This is a genomic window from Emticicia fontis (genome assembly GCF_054779675.1).
In genome coordinates this window covers 192,735-213,952 of sequence record NZ_BAAGXU010000046.1, presented here as the reverse complement: position 1 = coordinate 213,952, position 21,218 = coordinate 192,735, and the positions used below count along the sequence as shown (strand labels likewise).

Below are 21,218 nucleotides of genomic sequence, written 5' to 3'. Positions count from 1 at the left end.
CTCACGGAAAACCGTGAATTTTAAACGAAATCACTTGTATATTAGTAGATTCAATTAATTTTATGAACAATTGCATATCCATGAAACCGAACCACTAAATGAAAAACGGCTCTCATTTATTCTTACGTTTTCTATTGTCAGGGATACTTCTTCTGCTGATACCGCCCGCTTATGCGCAATCATCAAAAATTCAGATTCCAAGATTTAAACAAAGCCGGAATGGAGAGCAAGCCTATGAAGACAGCCTGAAACGGGTGGGTAAACAACTGGAAATAGCACTGGCAGACAAACCCCAGACATGGACCTACGATTCTTTACGCATTGCACTTTTCTGGATGATGAGCGAGGTCTATGTAGATGCCAACCGTTATAATCTTGATACAGCCTCAGCTTATGCAGACCAGCTTTATAAATATGCCAGAAAATATGATAAGAAGCGTCTGATGATGGATGCGCTTTTCAGAAAAGAAATCAGACATAACCGCCTGCATGAATATTCTGAATCATTGAAACTATGTTTTGAAGCCATTGATTTATGCGATCAACTGGGTAAAGACTGTGGGCAACGCTGGAAAATCGAGCAGATTATGGGCAATGTTTTTATGTACTCAAGAGACTATGCCAATGCCGAAAAATATATCCTGCAAGCATTCAACAGCATCAACGACCCTGCCAGCAATGTAAAAACAACGCTACTAATCAATAAAGGTGTTTTGCAGGGTACTCTGGCAAAGATTTATAGCCGATGGAAAAAAAATGAAGAAGCTGAAAAGGCTTATATGCAGCAACTGGAAATGATGAAAAGCGCCAAGTGGGAGCTAGCCATAGCCAATGCCAACGAAGAACTGGGCGATTTTTATAATTCCAACGGAAACTCCACCAAAGCCTTACCTTATTTTGATGAAGCTTTGCGTATCAATTTCGCAAAAAATAATGAAGAGGGCATCGCTACTGTTTATAACAGTATTGCGTTGGCAAACCTGAATCTGAATAATAACCAAAAGGCATTAGAATTTGCCGGAAAAGCTTTGGCTTATTCAGTCAGAAATAAGTTAGTCTTGCTACAGCCCCTGACTTATGATATTATTTATCAAGCTCAGAAAGCTCTGGGGAATGAACTGGAAGCCCTGAGAGCCAACCAGAAATACTGGCAATTAAAAGACAGTATAGACCTCAAAAAGAGACTCATTGATTTGGGCGATGTGAGGCGGCTGTACGAATTGAATCAGGCAAAAATTCAGCGGGAGAAAGAAAAAATCATTGAAGATTACCGGGTAAATTCGATGCAGAAGCAATACGAACTGGCCAGTCTGAAAAGCGAAAAACTGATGCAGGAATATAAGCTGACAGCCGTGAGTGAAGAACTAAAAAAAGAAGAGGCACTTGCTACTACCGAACAATTGAAGATTCAGGCAGAAAGACAGAAGCATGAGCAGGAAAAACTGCATAAACAAATAAAACTCAACGAACTAGGCAGTAAGCTGACTCTGGAACAGCAAAAACGGACTTCTCTGGGCTTTATCATGGGTTTGATTTCAATTCTTGGCATTTTCGCCATTATTTATAGTCTGGTTTTACAGAAAAAAAACAAACAATTAAAAATCAAAAACCGGGAGATTCAGGAAGCTTTATTGAAAGGACAGACCATTGAGCGCAAACGCGTAGCATCCGAACTACATGATAATGTAGGCTCGTTACTTTCGGCAGTGCGGGTAAGTTTATTAACCCTTGACAGTGAAAAACTACCAAATCAGGATCTGAAAATTTATAGGCAGATACAACAGATGGTAGAGGATGCCTGCAAGGAAGTACGTTTAATCTCACATAATCTTTTGCCTGAAGAACTTGAAAAATTTGGTCTCGAAAAAGCCCTTGAGAAAATGATAGAAAGGCTGAATTTTTCTACAAAAATAGAATTTACCCTCAACACGAAAGGCTTAAAAGAGGTTACCCTTGATAAAACCGCAAGTTTTCACCTGTATTCAATCTGTTTAGAGTTGATCAATAATATTCTAAAACACGCCGAAGCTACCGATGGCGTAATTACCTTTCGGTTTAATAACAATACCCTCGAATTATTTGTGCGCGATAATGGCAAAGGCATAGCTGTTAATCTCACACAAGCTCAATCAAAAGGAAAAGGATTGACTATTGTAGAAGAGAGGGTAGGGGCTATGGGAGGAATCATTGACATTACGTCTAACGAAGGTACCGGAACACTCACCCATATCAGTATCCCGATTATTCAACCAGTTTATGCCGCATTGCAAACTTAATGAGGCCAACTACATTTTTGGCATCCAGTTTTTTTATCAGGCTTTTCCTGTGCGATTCTATGGTATTGACGCTCACAAAAAGCTTATCGGCTATTTCGTTGGTAGAATATTCCTGCGCAATGAGTTTGAGTACATCTATTTCACGATTGGATAATTGTGCCAGTTCGTTGCGCTGAAAACCATTATTGCTTTTTTCGCTGGTAATCAGTTTTAATACTTTCTCACTATAATAAGGTAAACCCCGATGAAGTCTTTCAATGGCTTCTTCCAGTTCGGCCTTGTCGGTATCTTTTAAGAGGTAACCTGCTGCACCCGCTGCCACAGACTGTCTGATTTTATAAGGCTCATCGTCAATAGTTAAAATCAGAACCCTTATTTCCGGATATTTTTCATGAAGCACAGCTGTAAGTTCCAGACCATTCATTTCAGGCATTTGTAAGTCTGAAATGATAATATCAGCCTGATTGTCTTGTAAATAGGTTAATACTTCTGATGCCTTTCTGAAAACATTTATCTGCTGTACTCCTCGCATTTGTATAAGCAGAGAATAAAGCGATTGTCCGAAAAGGTAATGGTCATCCAACAGAATGAGACGCATGAATATATTTTAAATAATATATGGCGAATAACAAGCAAGTTAGTTTTTTTTTCGGCTTGCTGAAAAAAAAATTAAAAAACCCGGTGCAATCAGACAAAGGATACACATTTAAAGAAATTACCTCTATATTTGATGAAAAAATAATATTGAAAAGATGGTAAAATGGGTAAAGGTTTTTGAAACCCCTGATGTTTTTAAAGCCGAACTCCTCAAGAATGAATTACAGAATCACGAAGTGATGGCCGTAGTTTTAAATAAAAAAGACCGCAATTACCTGCTGGGATGGTGTGAAGTACAGGTACCCGACCATCAGGAGAACATTGCAAAGGTGATTATTGATATTTTTAACCAAAATGACACAGAAACTCAACCAATTATCTAACCTAACCCAACGAATCATTGCTGCTGTTGTAGGAGTAACCATCATATTAGCCGCTGTGCTCTATAATGAATGGACATTCTGGATTCTGTTTCTGGCTATCAGCGTACTCACACAGCGGGAGTTCTATAAATTATTAAAACTGGACGCCAATCTTCCGCTAACCTTTTACGGAACATTCTGTGGTATTGTCTTGAACGCCCTGACATTCTTTATAGAAAAAGATATGCTTCCGTTTAAGTTTTATTATGTGATTGTACCTCTGCTGACTACTACATTCTTTATAAAACTTTATAAAAAGAAAGATTCTAAACCCTTTGCCAACCTTGGGTACACTTTTTTAGGAATTACTTATGTGGCCGTGCCATTCGCCTTAATTAACGAACTGGTACTGACCGACAGAGGCTACGAGCCGAAATTGATTTTAGGCTGTCTGCTTATCTTGTGGGCTAACGACACTGGTGCCTATTTTGCCGGAAGGTTTCTGGGCAGACGCAAATTGTTTGAGCGTGTATCGCCCAAAAAGACCTGGGAGGGGTTCTTCGGAGGTGCAATATTGGGGCTCGTAATAGCGTTTATTTTAACACAGTACTTCGACTGTATTTTGCCCTGGCAATGGTATGGAATCGCTGTGATTATTTCTGTTACCGGAACCCTCGGAGATTTGGTAGAATCATTATTTAAACGTAGTATTGCTATCAAAGATTCGGGAAGTATTATTCCAGGCCACGGCGGATTTCTGGATAGATTTGACGGACTCTTACTTTCGATGCCTTTTATCGTAACGTTCCTGAAGATTTTTGTCTAGTCTTTTCTGAACTTATCTGATTGAAAAAACTGTTTTTAATTTTTGTACCAAGTACCCTTATTGACTATACTATGAAAAGAAATCTTACATATTTATTTATTTTTATTTGCTTGGTAGTGAGTAATTTAGCCCACGCGCAAGGCGAAATAAAGAACATCACTTTCTCGGGTGTAGTCATTGACGGACAGACCAAAGAACCATTGCCGGGTGCTTATATCACCCTTCCGCAAGCTGGTAGAGGAACCTTGTCTAATAGCAGAGGTTATTTTGCGATTTCGGTATTTCCGGGCGATACAGTAGTGTTCAGCTATCTGGGTTTCAAAAAGCAGTTTCACGTGATTCCAAGAAAAACTGATGTCGATTATTCGGTATTTGTGGAGTTGCAGGTAGACTCTAAATTGTTAAAAGAAGTTAAAGTTTATCCGTTCAGCACTGAAGAAGAATTCAAGCAGGCATTGGTAGATATGAAGCTACCGGATGAACGTGAAAGACAGATTCTGCGTGAAACTTATAGTGCTGAAAACATAGCCAAAATGGCCTCCGTACATGGCATGACTGCCTACGATAACTTTAAATACGGGCAAAACCAATATATCAAACAAATTGAAAATCGTGGACAGTTGACAACCAACCCACTACTGAACCCTTTCTCATGGGCGAATTTCGTGAAATCAATTAAAAGTGGCGCATGGAAAGATAAATCATGGAAAGCTGGTGCTGAAGCTGCCCCAGCTGATAACGTAACCCGCGACCAGTATTTCAGAAATATGGGTAAACCTTGATTAATGGATTCGTACGATACTCTTTTTCGTCATTATACCCAGTTGTTGCTATTTAAAACACCAGAGACACATTTAGTATATCATGCGGACTTGAGTCCGCATAGATAAAAAATACCTTTGTTTGCTTAGACGGCGGACCGTTTCTATTCGCTGTGGTTTCGATGATGGTAATTGTATATTATTTGATTAATTTGCATTATAAAAAGAAAAAATACGCACTATCATAGATTTCTTCCCAACGTATCCAATTTTTTTATAACTTTGTTCTCCGATACTGTACTGCAACTGAATGCCCCGGTGCATCGAATCAGACAGGTTATTTTCATATTTATCGGAACATATACAATCTCCTTTCAATGACTCATACACCTTCTGACGCCATTTTACTTCTTGAAGATGGTACTTTTTTCAAAGGTAAAGCTCTTGGTAAAATTGGTACTTCGGCTGGCGAAATCTGTTTTAATACCGGTATGACCGGCTATCAGGAAATTTATACCGACCCGTCTTATTTTGGCCAAATCGTTGTCAATACTACTTCTCACATTGGTAATTATGGAGTAGTGCTGGATGAAGAAGAAGAATCTAAAAGCGTGACCATCAGTGGTATGGTTTGTAATGCATTTGCCAACCATTATTACTCACGCACAACAGCAGATTTTTCTTTGCAGGAATATTTCGAGCGTGCAGGTATCGTGGGCATCTGCGATGTAGATACACGTCAGATTGTTCGCCATATCCGCGACAAGGGAGTAATGAACTGTATTATTTCTTCTGAAATCCTTAATCCGGAAGATTTAATGGTAGAATTGAAAAAATGCCCGTCTATGGAAGGTCTTGAACTTTCGTCGGTAGTAAGTACACCAGAGCCATATACTTTAGGTGCAGAAGATGCCAAATATAAAGTGGCGGTGCTTGATTTCGGTGTGAAGAAAAGCATCCTGAAAAACTTTACTTCAAGAGATTGCTACATCAAGGTTTTCAATGCAAAAACGAGCATCGAAGAAATTAACAAATTCAGTCCTGATGGTTTCTTCTTATCAAACGGCCCAGGCGACCCATCGGCCATGCCTTATGCAGTAGAGACTATCAAAGAAGTAGTAGAAGAAGGTAAACCGGTATTCGGTATCTGCTTAGGCCATCAGCTATTGGCACTAGCCAGCGGAATTGATACCTATAAAATGAAAAACGGACACCGTGGCCTGAACCATCCTGTTAAAAACCTGATAACAGGCCTTTGCGAGGTAACTTCTCAGAATCATGGCTTTGCCGTAAAACCAGATCAGGTTACAAATAATGAGAATATAGAACTGACACACGTGAATCTGAACGATAATACAATTGAAGGTATTCGTCGCAAAGATAAACCAGCTTTCTCGGTTCAATACCACCCGGAAGCCTCACCAGGCCCGCATGATTCAAGATATTTATTTGATGATTTCGTGAAAATGCTTGATAAATAATATCCGCATGGTATGTTATTAAAAGCGATGATATAAATTGATAGGACGGTTTTTTAAATCGTCCTATATTTGTAAAAAAGGAGGTGAATCATGATGGAAACGACAAAGACTAATCGTCCCCAGAGAAGATCCAAAAAAACCTTTATTCCAAAAAGTAAAGACCCCGAGCTAAACTTATATAGTCCAAGCGATATTATAAAAGCTGGAGGTATAGAAGCTTTTAGTAAATTAATTGGTAATGATAAACCTATACCTCCACCAGGCATTCATTTCACAGAAGAGAAATGGGATGATATAATGAAATACCTAGATTAGAATAAATTCATTAAAATATATCCCTTAGGGATAATATATCGGTAGAAAAACATCTAACATCAATACACTAAGTCCCGTAGGGACGATATATTAATATACCGTCCCTACGGGACTCCATTTAATCCACCTTTACATTTTCTACCGATATATCATCCCTACGGGATTGTAGTTAATAGCGAATAACTGTTAACTCTATAAACCAAACCTCTGAAACCATTCCTATGCAATTATACAGTACCAGACACCAAAGCCCTGATGTAGCCTTAGAAGAAGCCATTTTCCGTGGATTACCCCCTGATAATGGCCTGTATATGCCTACAACCATCCCGACATTACCGCAAACCTTCTGGGATAATGTAGAAAACCTGAGCTTGCAGGAAATCGCCTTCGAAATAGCCCATACCTTAATTGGAAATGACGTACCAGCCGATGATTTAAAGGCTTTGGTCAATAAAGCCATAGATTTTCCGGCACCATTGGTTGAGGTAGAAGATGATACCTATTGCCTGGAATTGTTCCATGGCCCTTCTATGGCATTCAAAGATTTCGGAGCGCGTTTTATGGCGGCTCTGATGTCGTATTTCTTACAAAAATCAGAAAAACAGATTCATATTCTGGTGGCCACTTCCGGTGATACCGGCGGGGCTGTGGCCCAGGGCTTCTACCAGACACCCAATATTGATGTTACAATCCTATACCCAAGTGGTAAAGTAAGTGATATTCAGGAAAAACAGCTGACAACCCTTGGCAAAAACGTAAGTGCGCTCGAAGTTGAAGGCACATTTGATGATTGTCAGGCATTGGTAAAACAGGCTTTTCTTGACAAAGACTTAACCGCTCAGTTTTCTTTAGCCTCGGCCAATTCTATCAATATTGCCCGTTTGATTCCACAGGCGTTCTATTATGTGAATGCCTATGCACAATTGAAGAAAAAAGGCTTGGCTAACCAATTGGTGATAGCTGTACCAAGTGGCAACTTCGGCAACCTGAGTGCCGGCATCATTGCCTGGCGCATGGGTATGCCTGTGAAACAATTTATAGCAGCAACCAATGTCAATAAAGTAGTGCCTGAATACCTGCAATCAGGTATTTATCAACCCATCAGCCCGTCATTATCTACCATTTCTAATGCCATGGATGTGGGTAATCCGAGTAACTTCCCACGTATGCAGGCTTTGTTTGATAATGATTTAGCCCAAATGCAGAAAATGTTGACAGGCTATTTTTATACTGATACCGAAACACGCACAGCCATGCGGGAAGTATACGAGCGCACAGGTTATGTAATGTGCCCGCACACAGCCGTAGCTTACTTGGGCTTACAAGATTATATCAAAACCCTCGACGAACCCGTAACAGGCGTATTTTTATCGACTGCTCACTATGCCAAATTTCTGGATGTAGTAGAAGAAGTAATCGGCGAACAAGCCATTCCTGAAAGGCTGTCAGCTTTATTGGATAAAGAAAAACAAGCTACCAGGATAAGTACAGACTACCAAGGGTTTAAACAGACACTTGTAGCAGCTTTTAAAAGCTGATTTGCTAAAGTTTGTCAGAGATAAAAGTCTCTGGGAATAAACTATTTCAATAAAACCGTTGGATTGCGCAAGTAATTTGCTATTTTGGGATAAAATGCCCTGTCGTATCCCAAAAATGAAAGCAATCTATACGGTTTTGTTGTTGTTGGTTCTTTCATCTCCTTGTCTGAGCCAGGAGTCCCTGCTAAAAGAGGGTTCGTATCGTATTGATACTGATACTACTGCAAAGCCCTTTAATTTAAAGGATACGCTAAGCTTTAAAAAAACAACCAGACAACTGATTCTACCTGAATTCTCTACACTCAGGTTTAAATTTCATCTGAAAGGCAATACCGACAAAAATACTATTGCCTATATCTACTGCAATAACCAGGGATTAGTAAAACTCTATCAGATAACTAAAACAGGTCTTGAACTGATTGGGAAAACAGGTTTTACTTGTCCCTACCACGAGAGGTCGGTACGTGATGAAATTTCATTCATTCACTTATCTATCCCGCAAAATGAAACCTGCGAATATTTATTAGAAATAAAGAACTACGCCATAGAGCATGATGACCTGGTTCTATTGAAATATGATTATAGCCAGTATCAGGAGAGAAAAATTAACCAGTCCAATAGTTTTGTCAGCAAATATGCCCAACCCATTTTTCTTGGCGTAGTAGTATTGATTCTGATAATCACGGCCATTCAACTATTCCTGTTTCGAGAGAGAATCTATCTCATATACCTGCTCTATATCGTTTTTATCCTGCTCAGGGTAGCCATGAGCATAAGTCTCTTGGTAATTGAAGACATATTTACAGGGCTTCGGGAAGTTGGTTTCATCAGCCGTTTCTCGCAAACATTCTCATTCCTGTCAATCATCTGCTACCTGTTTTTTATCCGCGAATTTGCCAATATCCCTGCCCGATGGCCAGCCTTTAATAAATTCATCAGGTTTCAGGTACTCTTTATGGCTGTTTACATGGTGGTTGAGCTTTTCTTTGTGGTCGAAAAATATACTGTTCCGCTTTATATATCAGTTCATAATGGCTTCGAGTTTGTAGAAATGATCCTGAGCATGATTACGCTTCTGGGATTACTGAGATTATATAATCAGCAGAATAAATTCCTGATCTGGGGGGTATGCTTCTTGTTTGTAGGGGCCTTTGTCGGGCAGCAGGTCTTGTTGCGACTGAGTACCCTGAGCCGACTTGAACAGGATGAATACCTGCAATTGCTCTGGGGGATTTCGTATCTGGGAGAAATGGCATTTTTCACTACGGGCTTATTTCACCGGACTGCCCTGATGAAACAAACCATTGAAACCCAACGCAACGAGCACCAGAAGCTCCTTGAAGAAATCAATAAGACTAAAGAGAAGGAGATTATTCCACCACATGAGACCTTGCACATTGCCACTAATAAGGGTACAATTATTCTCAGGCAAGATGATATTATCAGAGTTGAGGCGGCAGGTAATTATACCATTTTTTATGTACAGAACCAGAATCAGATAATGGCATCGAGCACGATGGCAGAGTTTGAAGAGAAACTGAACCCTTTCAAGTTTATCAGAGTGCATAAATCTCACATGGTTAATTTTGGCTTTGTGTCTACCTATAAGCGTGGCGATGGCGGTAGCCTGATTATGCAGGATGGCGCTGAAGTACCTGTTTCGAGAAGCCGCAAAGAGGAACTCCTGAAAAAACTCTTTGCCAGTTAATAAATTTTGCTGTTATTCACGAAGTGAGGTCTGTTATTCACTCATTGGTTAGTATAACCGTTACCAGAGCGGCTGATAATTATCTATTTTTCATGACTTAATATGATAAACTCCTATCAATTTAACATTTCAAGACATGAAAAAACTTATCTACGCCTGGGCTTTTAACCTGACTGCATTTTTACTGTTTTTTAGCGCTAACTCCGCCTTCGCACAGAGTATTACGATTTTACCTGAACGAACAGTATTAGACAACAATAGCTGGGGTGATAATATCAAGTTATCTTCTAATAGTGCTATCTTAGGCATTCAATCGCTAAGATTCAACGGCACCATCTCATCAAAATTACCAGTATTACAAGAGGATGAATTATTCAGAATAGGTGGGGGAGGATATTATAACTCTTCGAACATTTTCACAGAAAAAGCAGCTATATTTTTCAGAGCATCGCAAGACTGGAACACTGGCACAGCAGGTACTAAAATAGCGTTCATGACAACGGCTAATAATACCACGGGCCTTACTGAAAGAATGATGATTGATCATAATGGTAATGTCGGGATTAATAATGTAAGTCCAACGGCTAAACTTCACATCAACCATCTGGCTTCGAGCGGTTCTCCGCATTTACAATTAAACAGCACAGGTACCAGCTCATCAATCATTAAAACTACCTCTACCACAGGTAATAGTTGGGAGAATCATTTTTTGTCAGGGTCTACAGCTGGCACCAATCTGGTATACTGGACAAACTCTGTCAATAGTGCTACGCCTTTGATTTTAACAGGTGATGGCGACGCAATAGTAGAAAAAAATACTTCAATAGGAGGCTATACTAATTTAGGAACCGGAGCACCTAAAATAAAAATGAAACAACTATCTATCAATACCAGTGTAACGGCCGGGGGAGTAGCCTATGTGGCACATGGAGTAGCGCTAGAAAAAATACTATCAGTATCGATTCTAGTTAATGCTTCAACCGGACACGATTTCCCACCAAGCTATGGCTCTACCACAGCTACAGGTTTTCAGTATTTCTATTTTATTACCTCAACACACGTAGTTATCGAAAATTCAATGACAAGCTATACCAATATCGCCAACCGCCCGGCCAGAATTCTGGTTACTTATAAAGAATAATTGCCAATAGAAAGATACTAAGTAGCATATAAATACCAGAAAAAAGCCTTTTTGTATACTTGCAACCAGGCTTTTTTACTTAATTTAGCCCATCATTTACAACCTTATTTGATTAAACCCATGATTAATGTAGCCTTAGTCGGTTTTGGACTGTCGGGGAGATACCTTCAAGCTCCTTTCTTTGAATTGAACCCTAATTTCTGGTTAAAAACCATTGTTTGTAATAGTCAGGATCCAAGGGCAATTTTTCCGAACGTAGACGTAGCCAAAAGCATAGATGAGGTATTGGCCGACGATTCAATAGATCTGGTAAGCATCTGTTCGCCAAGTGCTACGCACCATGAATTGGCTATTAAAAGCCTCAATGCCAATAAACATATTCTGGTAGAAAAACCTTTTACCTCAACCGTAGCAGAAGCTGAAGAAATCATTGCTCTGGCGAAGGAAAAGAATAAAGTGGTATATATCTTCCAGAACAGACGTTTCGATGGTGATTTCAGAACTGTGAGAAAGGTGGTAGACAGTGGTATTCTGGGCGAATTAATCAGTTATGAGGCACATTATGATAGATATAAACCAGTATTGAACCCTAAGCCCTGGAAAGAAGCCGTGATTCCGGCTAATGGTATTCTTTATGATTTAGGCGCGCATATCATCGACCAGACCATCACCTTATTTGGTGCACCGCAAAGTGTTTGGGGAGAAACCTATATCCAACGGGAAGGCTCGGCGATTGATGATGCTTTTGACATCAGACTGGATTATGGCAAACTGAAAGTAACACTTAAATCAAGTCTTCTGGTAAGAGAAGAAGGCCCGAGATATGTGCTACATGGAACTAAAGGTTCCTTTATAAAATATGGACTTGATGTACAGGAAGACCACCTGAAAGCCGGATTAATGCCGGGAATGACCGGCTATGGCATCGAATCAAAAGCCAATAGCGGTATACTGAATGCAGAAATCAATGGCGTATCTTTCAAAGGACACGTAGACACCGAACCGGGTAACTGGGCACTCTTATTTCAGAATCTTTACGAAGTTATCGCCGAAGGCAAAGAACAATTCATCAAACCAGAACAGATTGTAGAGCAGATGAAGATTATTGAGGCAGTGAAGCAATTGTAATTGGATGTTAGAAGCCCGCACATAGAGACTAAGCAAATAATATCCGTATTGTTTTATAAACTGTTTGAGTTAAATTTTTAGAATCATTTTGATTCTAAAAATTTAACTCAAACAGTTTATAAAATAGATAAAATTAACCCTTTTTTAAAATAAAACCGCTTAATGAGTGTAAAATTACCTTCCCAATGCCCCCAAAAAACGCTCAGGATAACGAGTGCCTGATACAATGCCTACGGGCATAATTGCTTCAATGCTTTGTAAATCTTCCTGAGTCAGTTTTACGTTTTCAGCGGCAATGTTTTCTTCCAGATATTTTATGCGTTTCGTACCCGGAATCGTAATAATATCTTCGCCCTGTGCCAATACCCAGGCAATAGCTAACTGAGAAGCAGTACAGTCTTTTTCGGCAGCCATAGCCTCTATCTTTTCTACCAGCTCCAGATTTTTGTAGAAATTCTCTCCCTGATAGCGTGGCATATACATGCGGCTATCTTTTATATCTTCCGGTTTTTTGAATTCACCACTCAAAAATCCCCGGCTGAGTGGCGCATAAGCTACCAATCCAATTCCCAATTCACGAATTGTCGGAAGTACCTCAGCCTCAATCTCACGACTCCAAAGAGAATATTCTATTTGCAAGGCAGTAATAGGATATACCGCCGCTGCTTTACGAATAGATGCCGCTGAAGCTTCAGATAAACCAACATAACGGATAAGCCCTTTTGCTACCAGATCAGCCAATGCACCAACTGTCTCTTCAATAGGCACATCAGGGTCTACCCGTGCGGGTGTGTATAGGTCGATATAATCCGTTTTCAGGCGTTGAAGGCTATAAAATACAGCGTTCTGAATATAATCAGGACGACCACATACCGACCCCGGCCCCATCGATTTATTTGGCCCGGCAGTAATTAACTGGCCTGTTTTCACCGAAAGAAAAGCTTTGTCACGCTTACCTTTAATCGCCTGAGCAATAAGTTCTTCGTTATGACCTACCCGATAATAATCGGCCGTATCTAAAAAATTGTGTCCGAGTTCAAGTGCACGTTCAATAGTGGCGATAGATTCCTTATCGTCAGATTGTCCATAAGCACCCGACATACCCATACAACCCAGGCTTACGGCTGATACCAATGGGCCATTCAATCCTAATTTTCTGTTCATTGTCTTGTCATTTTATGTAAGACAAAGGTCAGCAGGAAACAAGGAAACGGGCTGGACAAAACACATTAGTTCCCTGACAAATCCTGAACGAAGGCCGTAATGGTTTTACCAGTTTCTTTTTTAAACAAACGGGAGAAATATTCGGGGTCGTTAAAACCCAGATCATAAGCCAGTTCTTTTACTGAACTTTCGGCGTAATACAAGCGGCGTTTAGCCTCTAATATGAGGCGATTCGTAATAAATTCTTTAGGGGAAAGGCCGGAATATTGCTTCACAATATAATAGAGGCTATTGGTATTAAGTCCCAGTTTTTTAGCAATAGTGCTGATGGAGGTGTGGTCTGTGAGGTTTTCTTCAATGAAAAGCTTAAAACGGATAAACTGAGACATCTGAGTATCTGCAAGGCTTCTGTCGGCAGCAAAATAAGCTGTGTTGATTTCGGTTAACAAGCTATTGAGATGCGCCAGAATTAACTCAGAATCGGTATCTGCTGCACTTAATAAATCCTGTAATATTTTGAAGATGGCTGTAAGCCTTGTCGCAGCAGGGGGCATAAACCGTATTTTTTGCTGATTGAAAGGATTAATCAGGAAAGGGTATTGCTTAGGCAATTGTGTAAGACATTCTTCATCGAACCCCAATTTAAAATAATCGGTACCATGTCGGGTATCCGGCAACCGGTGGATTTGATGTGGTAAGATAAAAAGAAGCTCATTCTCTTCTATATCAAATTGCTGTAAATCGACTCCATGGTGGGTGCTGCCTTTCAGCATAAAGAGGAAAAAATAGTAGAGCTTGCGGTGTGTAAGCCCATAATTATCAATAATCTCGGCAGGCAAATGCCCAAAATCAGGAGAAATCAGGCGAATAGATAAATGGTTATTTTGCTTATAAGAATTGAGAAATGATTCGTTGTATAGCATAACTGCTGACCTCCCTTAAAAGAGGATTTGAATTGCATATAAATTAAAATGAGTGATCTAGCAAATTAATCACCGCGCGCGGCGGCCGCTAAATCACTCATTCACGCCATCACTAAATATGATTAATTAGGCAAGCCCAACAAGAAACCAATCGTAAAGTTGGCATCCCAGTCGAAAACAAATTGTTCGGTTTTGGTTGCATCTTTAATCGCTTTGTAAATATTTATACCTGCTCTGTCTTTCGCATCTTTCAGGTCTTTATAAGAAGCCGGGTCACCTAAGATTGTATATCGCTCGTTACCGTTTCTCACCTTTTTCGCCATTGAGAAAGGTACACCACCGATAATAAAACAGGTTTTACGTTTCATGCTTGGTACAGCTGAGGCTTTTGCTTTTACCTCATCATATACCTTTCCATCATCTTCTCCATTCTGGAAATATTTCGCTCCATAGGTTTCCAAAGCCGAAACACCACCATTGTTTAACCATGAGATTTTAGTATTACCTGAGCCAATATCAGTTACAAAAGCTTCATCTTCAAAATCTTTAGGTAGCGTACATTTCAAGGCTAAAGCACCTTCCTGTTCTGGTGTTACCGTGTTTACAAAGTAGTTAAGCGCTTTTAAGTTCTTAACAATTTTCTGTGTCACATCGGCTTTCACAGCGCCCGAGCTCACTACGAAGTGGATATCACGACCGCTCACACCGAAATCAAGCATACCACCGATATATTTTTTCAAGCCGGTTCTGATGTCTTCATCAGTAGCCATATTTTCAGTTACGAGGCTATTTCCGAACTCTGATTTTTCCTTTTTCCAGTTTTTGTCTTTATCGATTCTCACAATAAATGAGTTGAAACCACTAGCGCCTAATTCTACAACCCCTTTCAGTTTGCCATTCACAGGCTCAGGTGCTACAAAACTGAATGAAGACGAGCCTGTAGCCGTTGCTTCATTATCACTATTAGTTGATGAGGCCGTAGAAGAACTTTCGGCAGCAGGGCCTTCTTCCGGTGCTTTGGTTGTCGCATCTGTTGTGGTAGTCTCATTACCTTTGTTCATCAAAGACTTGCCCCAACTGGTATTCTCTATAATATATTTGCCTCCAAAAAATAGACCCGCCAAAATAACAAGCGTAATCATAAATCTAGCAAATGGTGTGAGTGTTGTTTTCATTGTGTTAAGTGTTAAATCTACTGAGATTTTGTGTATATAAGATAGATGATAAAGTTTAGTATATGCTTAATGCGGGTATCTTTACCAGAAGTATTGATACCCGGTTTTTTCTTATTCAAAAAGTTTATCGTATTGATTACCAGACGGTTTGCTTGATGAAACATCTTTACCGGCAATCAATGCTTTTTTATCATTGCCTAATAATAAAGATACACCTTCATCTTCCCATTTCTCAAGCATCTTCAAGCCTTCTTCTTCAAATACGCCATTTTGCAGGTCGATAGAATCCATAAAGTTCGACGACATTTCCATGAAACGCTCCATTTCGCCCACTTTCTGGCTCACATCATCAGCGATAGATTCCATGGCCATATCAAACATCTGGCGTTGGTCTTTGTTACCGTTCAGGATATTCATGGCCGAACGCATAGCCGAGTGGCTGGCACGAATGGCTTTACGCTCCTGTTCTTTTACCGTTACCTGATCTTTAATGTCTTCAAGCATAATCTCCGAGTTTTCGTACATTTTGCCTAATACACGGTAAAGAATCTCCATCTTTTTGTATAAATCTTCCAGCTTGATATTCGATTCCTGTAAACGTCCGGCTTTGCGGGCTTTTAATACCATCATAGCCTGTTTATCAGTGTCTTTCGCTTTGCTAGCCAGATTTAAATCATTCTGAATCTGTTTTTTATTGGTTTCGATAATGGTTTTCAGGTTATACATCTGGCCTTTCAGCGTCGAAATCTGCTGATTCATTTTGCCCAGATTCCCTTTCAATTCATCTATATATGTTTTCAGGATACCGATTGGGTCAAGTTGTACGAAAAGCCCCGTTATCCAGCGCATAATACTTTTGTAAATGTAAAAAATCAGATTTCTCATTTTAGGGTCAAGTATCATATAGATAACTGCCGCCAGTACTATCAGCAAACCAGCCAGATACAGCGTGTTTGAAGCCAATGTAATGAGGTAAGGCAGCGCTTTATACAAAAGCACACCACCACCTAATAGTAAACCTGCGCCTAAAAGAGTACCTGTTTTGCCCTCAGGGCGTTCCCAAAACGATTTGGGTTTCATTTCTTGCATTTCCATATTTTATCAGGTAACCCTCCGCCCCCGGAGAAGTCTTATAAAATTCATAATGTATGTTTATAATTCCAGTAGAGTAAAGGGGCTTTCTCTTTCCGGAATCAGGGTTTTACTTATTCACAATTTTACCTATTTCAGGTATTTTCCCATGTTTTCCACGTCTTTGTTGATTTGCCCAGTCAGTTCGTCGAAAGTAGCATGGAAATCACTTAGTGTCGTTTCAATTTTTATCACCGCATCCGAAATCTCCGCTTTCATCTTCTCCATATCGGTCTGGTGTTTCTGTATTTCTTCGGTCAGCCTGGCAATCTGCTCGGTTTTGCCTTTGATAGTCGCCTCCATATCAGCAATGGCTTTTTCTTTGTTGCCAATCTGTTTTTCGCGTTGTGCGGCTACCGATTCCTGAAACTTTGCGTCTTCTGATGCCAGTACTTTCAGATAAAAAGTAGCCGAATCCGTTAGTTTCTGTGATGTCACACCCATTGCCTGTGCCGCAGCAAAAGCCGAGAAATAACGCGTCTGCTCGTCCATAGGCATTTTAGCCAGTGTCTGCAATGATTTCTTATACTCAAAATAATCAAAGCCTTCCTGGTTGTTGGCCTCCATGGCACTCAACAGAATGTCGTAAAACTTTTCTGATGCTTTTCCGGGAGGCGGTGGCGGTGTGGAACTTTGTGCGGTGCTGTTGACAGACGTTTCAGCTTTGGCCGGAGTAGCCTTGTCGGTACTTTCGGTAGTTTCGCCCTCAGATGGGGTCTGTACAACAAAAAGGCCCTTTAATGTTTTGAAAATATCGCTCATTTCGTTTACTGAACTATGTTTGCTAGCTTAAATGAAATAATAAATGGACTGGTGACTATAACCGTTTGGTTAATTTTGATTCAAATGTTGAGGTATTGCAAAGATTGTACAATCATAATCATACAACACAAGTAAATAGTAGTGTCGAATGGTTAAATTTAGTGATGATTTTTGAAATCTTTCAAATCCGTCGGGATTTTTGTTGAATATCTTTATTAAATGAGGGATTCAGCCTTTTAAAGTCGAGATGTCGAGAGACAGCGACTGAAACGGTCCGCCGGGCGGTAAGATTTAGAACCGACGCTCCGCGTGGTAAAGCGACTAAGGTGCGAAGAATATAACAACAGTATGATTTGACCAGAAATCACCTCAATCAATTTGAAAATACAATTCTAAGTCGGAAATTTATTAGATAACAATCCGCAACTAGTCGTCCACAACTAGTCGTCCACAACTGGTCGTCCACAACTGGTCGTCCACATAACAATTATTGCAATGAAAGAAGAAAAAAGTATTGTCAATATAGGTGGCAGAGGCATCACCACTTATCTGCCGGAGTATGACGAGCAAGCCTACAAGATTTGTCTGCTAGGTGCAACCTTAAATAAATGGATGAAAAAATATCCGGGTTTTCGGGAGGCTATTAAAAAGGCTAAATTGCTAGCCGATGCAAATGTGGCAGGGAGTCTATATAAAAGGGCGGTTGGTTATAATTATCAGCAAGTAGTTCTGGAGCCTATTCAAGAATCATCTAGTGAAATGACATCAGAAAAGGTAGTCGCTACGGTGACTACCTTTTTGCCAGAGGACATCGATGGTTTCCGGAGTGCCAAAGTAACTACTAAAGCCAATATATGCATGCCCCCATTTTTAAATGGGGTTACAATAGAAAATTATCCGAATTGGCTTTAGCCAAAACTGATCTCAATATTTGGCTAAAGCCGATTCGGATGTAAACCCCCAGCTAAAGCTGGCGGACGCCGCGCGGAGGCAATTAACTAAATAGCCTTCAATATTAAATACATATATTTCATTCGTTTTTATTTCAAAGGAATTTAATTAAAAATCTTCGAAGAATTCAATGCGAATACCGCAAACAGTTTTTAAATTTGTAAAGATTTATTGTTGTATAGACAAGTTATGAGATACTCTAAGCTTTTTCTCTTTTCTCTGATAGTGGTTGCCGCTGGTGCTATCATGGCTTTCAGTTTCAATCCTTTTTCAGATAAGGTTGATTTCAATACCGAAATCAAGCCGATTCTGAATAAGCATTGTGTGTCTTGCCACGGAGGCGTGAAAAAAGCTGCGGAACTGAGTTTCCTGTTTTCGCAGGAGGCCCTGAATACCAAAGGCAAATCAGGTAAAATAGCCATTATTCCGGGTGATGCCGATCATTCTGAATTTTATAAACGCCTGATAACAAATGATACCGAAGAGCGGATGCCCAAAGGTAAAGATCCGCTCAACAAAGAAGAAATTGCCTTATTGAAAAAATGGATTGACCAGGGCGCACCCTGGGGCGACCACTGGGCTTACCAGAAACCTGAAAAACCCGACGTACCATCGGTCGGTGGATTTTTTGCCCGTTTAGGACTGATTGAAGATGAGGAGACCCGTTTTGCCAAAAACGAGATTGATAATTTTGTTCTGCACAAACTCAAAGAAGAAGGATTGGAACATTCCAAACCTGCCGATAAAGGCACTTTACTACGCCGTGTTTATCTGGATTTAACAGGCTTACCCCCAACCGAAGAACAGTTACAAGCCTTTCTGAACGATAAATCTCCCAATGCCTACGAAAAAGTAGTTGACCAGCTATTGGCATCCCCAGCTTATGGCGAGCGCTGGGCAGCTATGTGGCTAGACCTGGCCCGTTATGCCGATACCAAAGGTTATGAAAGAGATGTGTATCGCAATATCTGGCGTTACCGTGATTATGTGATTAAAGCCTTTAATGAAGACAAGCCTTTCGATAAATTTACGATAGAACAGCTGGCCGGGGATTTATTGCCGAACCCGACCAATGAACAACTCATCGCCACAGGTTTCCACCGGAATACGATGAATAATGACGAGGGTGGAACAGTAGACGAAGAATTCAGAGTAGCAGCAACCATTGACCGTGTGAATACCACTTTTGATGTTTGGCAGGGCACTACGATGGGTTGTGTACAATGTCATACCCATCCGTACGACCCATTCAGACATGAAGAGTATTATAAACTCATGGCATTTTTTAACAATGCCCGTGATGAAGATGTGGTGAGCGATACGCCTTACCTGAGATTTTATAAGTCCGAAGATTCAACCAAAATAGAAGAACTGAAAAGCTGGATTCTGGCCAAGGGTAAAAACGAAAAGGAGTTCGAGAAATTTGTCAGGATTTTAGAACCTAAAGTTAATTCGCATGATATAGAGCCGCTATCGGCAGGTACATCTTCTTTATTAGATGCCAAGTATGTAGGCTTACAACACACAGGTTACGGCCGATTAAAAGGCGTAACATTGACGGATAAAAACCGCCTGGTAATGAATTTCAATACAGGCACCGAAAAAGGTGTGCTGCACATCAGAGACGGTAAAGTAGATGGCAATATCATTCTTACAATTCCGGTTTTTGCGGCTCGCGATACAGTCATGTTTTATCAGCTACCCAAGCTGGAAGGGCAGCATGATTTATTCTTTACTTTCATCAATCCGAAAAAGCCAAAAGACTGGTTCCAGATTAAGTGGCTCTCATTCCAGAAAACTTTTGGAGAGGGCAAAGAGTATGAGTCTGTCGAACTTAAATACAAAGAAATACTCAATGCCAAAGCCGACTTCACACCTATCATGAGTGAAGGAGAAGGCGATCTGGCGCGTGAACAACATATCTTTGAGCGTGGTAACTGGCTGGTACATGGCAAAGAGGTAAAAGCTGATGTACCAACGTATCTCTCAAAAATGCCCAAAGATTACCCACATAATCGTTTAGGATTGGCCAAATGGTTGGTTAGTGGCAATAACCCGCTTACGGCTCGCGTAGCAGTCAATCGTTTCTGGGAACAGATATTCGGTACAGGTATTGTTGAAACCGTAGAAGATTTTGGAACACAAGGATTCAGCGCATCAAATCCTGAATTACTCGATTATCTGGCGGTTACCTTTCAGGATGATATGCACTGGAGTATAAAACAATTGCTGAAAAAAATTGTGACCTCTGGCACCTATCAGCAATCGTCTGATGTGAACAAAGAATTATTGGAGAAAGACCCCTACAATCGTTTCTTAGCCCGTGGCCCACGTATCCGCCTCACAGCCGAGCAGGTGAGAGATCAGGCACTGTTGGTAAGTGGCATTTTATCTCATAAAATGTATGGCAAGAGTGTGATGCCTTACCAGCCGGATGGATTATGGCAGTCGCCTTGGAATGGAGAAAACTGGAAACTCTCGCAAGGAGAAGATAAATACCGTCGTGCCATTTATACTTTCTGGAAACGTACGGCTCCTTATCCATCAATGATGTCGTTCGATGCCCCAAGCCGTGAGTTTTGCCAGCTCAGACGTTTACGCACCAATACCCCTTTGCAAGCCTTAGTAACACTCAATGACCCTACCTACGTAGAGGCGGCACAGGAATTAGCTAAAAATATGCTCAAAAAAGGCAAAACCCCGGAAGAGCAGATACAAGCTGGTTTCAACTTGATTATGATGCGGAATATTGATAGCCGGAAATTGCAGGTACTTGCCAAACTTTACCGACAAACTGAACAAGAATACACCAAACACCCGATAGAAGCCTATAAATTCTTCGGTCGCTCAGATGTTTCTCCTAAAATGGCAGCCATGGCCGTAACCGCCAATGCCATGCTGAATCTGGATGAAATTGTGACGAAGGAGTAGGCTAAGGCGCCGCCTTCGACTGTGCAATGGCCATTTTTGGGATGTACC

General features: G+C 40.5%; 18 protein-coding genes. 12 read left to right on the top strand and 6 right to left on the bottom strand.

All coding sequences use genetic code 11. From position 1 onward, the window contains the following. Positions 1 to 98: 98 nt before the first annotated feature. Positions 99 to 2,276, top strand: coding sequence for a tetratricopeptide repeat-containing sensor histidine kinase (locus ACYVFA_RS20565; RefSeq protein ID WP_460473738.1), 2,178 nt, complete (start codon positions 99 to 101; stop codon positions 2,274 to 2,276). On the opposite strand, the gene ACYVFA_RS20560 is transcribed toward ACYVFA_RS20565, so the two are convergent. Beyond that, a complete protein-coding gene (locus tag ACYVFA_RS20560; protein ID WP_460473737.1) occupies positions 2,242 to 2,874 on the bottom strand; it encodes a response regulator in 633 nt (210 codons plus the stop codon). The genes ACYVFA_RS20565 and ACYVFA_RS20560 overlap by 35 nt on opposite strands. 154 nt (positions 2,875 to 3,028) lie before the next feature. Here ACYVFA_RS20560 and ACYVFA_RS20555 point away from each other — a divergent pair, with 154 nt between their 5' ends. The 9 genes from ACYVFA_RS20555 to ACYVFA_RS20515 all read left to right on the top strand — a co-directional run bounded on the left by ACYVFA_RS20555 (position 3,029) and on the right by ACYVFA_RS20515 (position 12,133). Continuing rightward, positions 3,029 to 3,256 carry a putative signal transducing protein gene (locus tag ACYVFA_RS20555; RefSeq protein ID WP_460473736.1) on the top strand — a complete coding sequence of 76 codons (228 nt, stop codon included), beginning with the start codon at positions 3,029 to 3,031 and terminating at the stop codon, positions 3,254 to 3,256. Continuing rightward, positions 3,228 to 4,061: a phosphatidate cytidylyltransferase gene (locus ACYVFA_RS20550; protein ID WP_460473735.1), complete on the top strand. Its 834-nt coding sequence runs from the start codon at positions 3,228 to 3,230 to the stop codon at positions 4,059 to 4,061. Before ACYVFA_RS20555 ends, ACYVFA_RS20550 begins: the two co-directional genes overlap by 29 nt. A gap of 71 nt (positions 4,062 to 4,132) precedes the next feature. Then, positions 4,133 to 4,843 (top strand): carboxypeptidase-like regulatory domain-containing protein, encoded by a 711-nt coding sequence (locus tag ACYVFA_RS20545; protein WP_460473734.1) that lies wholly within the window; start codon positions 4,133 to 4,135, stop codon positions 4,841 to 4,843. Positions 4,844 to 5,199: 356 nt separating this feature from the next. Next, complete coding sequence (gene carA, locus ACYVFA_RS20540; RefSeq protein ID WP_460473733.1) at positions 5,200 to 6,303, top strand: carbamoyl-phosphate synthase small subunit; 1,104 nt, start codon at positions 5,200 to 5,202, stop codon at positions 6,301 to 6,303. A 90-nt stretch (positions 6,304 to 6,393) separates the two neighbouring features. Further along, a complete protein-coding gene (locus ACYVFA_RS20535; protein ID WP_460473732.1) occupies positions 6,394 to 6,618 on the top strand; it encodes a hypothetical protein in 225 nt (74 codons plus the stop codon). 221 nt (positions 6,619 to 6,839) lie between these two features. Continuing rightward, positions 6,840 to 8,156 carry a threonine synthase gene (gene thrC, locus ACYVFA_RS20530; RefSeq protein ID WP_460473731.1) on the top strand — a complete coding sequence of 439 codons (1,317 nt, stop codon included), beginning with the start codon at positions 6,840 to 6,842 and terminating at the stop codon, positions 8,154 to 8,156. Between the two features lie 115 nt (positions 8,157 to 8,271). Then, positions 8,272 to 9,864, top strand: coding sequence for a LytTR family transcriptional regulator DNA-binding domain-containing protein (locus tag ACYVFA_RS20525; protein ID WP_460473730.1), 1,593 nt, complete (start codon positions 8,272 to 8,274; stop codon positions 9,862 to 9,864). Between the two features lie 136 nt (positions 9,865 to 10,000). Beyond that, positions 10,001 to 11,005, top strand: a complete 1,005-nt coding sequence (locus ACYVFA_RS20520) for a hypothetical protein (RefSeq protein WP_460473729.1) — start codon at positions 10,001 to 10,003, stop codon at positions 11,003 to 11,005. A gap of 120 nt (positions 11,006 to 11,125) precedes the next feature. Beyond that, positions 11,126 to 12,133 carry a Gfo/Idh/MocA family oxidoreductase gene (locus ACYVFA_RS20515; protein ID WP_460473728.1) on the top strand — a complete coding sequence of 336 codons (1,008 nt, stop codon included), beginning with the start codon at positions 11,126 to 11,128 and terminating at the stop codon, positions 12,131 to 12,133. 174 nt (positions 12,134 to 12,307) lie between these two features. On the opposite strand, the gene ACYVFA_RS20510 is transcribed toward ACYVFA_RS20515, so the two are convergent. The 5 genes from ACYVFA_RS20510 to ACYVFA_RS20490 form a co-directional block, all read right to left on the bottom strand. After that, positions 12,308 to 13,297, bottom strand: coding sequence for an aldo/keto reductase (locus tag ACYVFA_RS20510; protein WP_460473727.1), 990 nt, complete (start codon positions 13,295 to 13,297; stop codon positions 12,308 to 12,310). A 65-nt stretch (positions 13,298 to 13,362) separates the two neighbouring features. Next, on the bottom strand, positions 13,363 to 14,220 hold the full coding sequence (locus ACYVFA_RS20505) for a helix-turn-helix domain-containing protein (RefSeq protein WP_460473726.1): 858 nt from the start codon (positions 14,218 to 14,220) through the stop codon (positions 13,363 to 13,365). A gap of 122 nt (positions 14,221 to 14,342) precedes the next feature. Next, the gene (locus ACYVFA_RS20500; protein ID WP_460473725.1) at positions 14,343 to 15,395 is read right to left on the bottom strand and encodes a hypothetical protein; all 1,053 of its coding nucleotides are present in this window, start codon (positions 15,393 to 15,395) and stop codon (positions 14,343 to 14,345) included. Between the two features lie 111 nt (positions 15,396 to 15,506). Beyond that, on the bottom strand, positions 15,507 to 16,490 hold the full coding sequence (locus ACYVFA_RS20495) for a hypothetical protein (protein WP_460473724.1): 984 nt from the start codon (positions 16,488 to 16,490) through the stop codon (positions 15,507 to 15,509). A gap of 126 nt (positions 16,491 to 16,616) precedes the next feature. After that, complete coding sequence (locus ACYVFA_RS20490) at positions 16,617 to 17,288, bottom strand: hypothetical protein (protein ID WP_460473723.1); 672 nt, start codon at positions 17,286 to 17,288, stop codon at positions 16,617 to 16,619. Positions 17,289 to 17,783: 495 nt separating this feature from the next. On the opposite strand from ACYVFA_RS20490, the gene ACYVFA_RS20485 reads away from it, so the two are divergent. Continuing rightward, on the top strand, positions 17,784 to 18,200 hold the full coding sequence (locus ACYVFA_RS20485) for a hypothetical protein (protein ID WP_460473722.1): 417 nt from the start codon (positions 17,784 to 17,786) through the stop codon (positions 18,198 to 18,200). A 228-nt stretch (positions 18,201 to 18,428) separates the two neighbouring features. Continuing rightward, positions 18,429 to 21,170 carry a DUF1553 domain-containing protein gene (locus ACYVFA_RS20480; protein ID WP_460473721.1) on the top strand — a complete coding sequence of 914 codons (2,742 nt, stop codon included), beginning with the start codon at positions 18,429 to 18,431 and terminating at the stop codon, positions 21,168 to 21,170. The last annotated feature ends 48 nt before the right edge of the window (positions 21,171 to 21,218 follow it).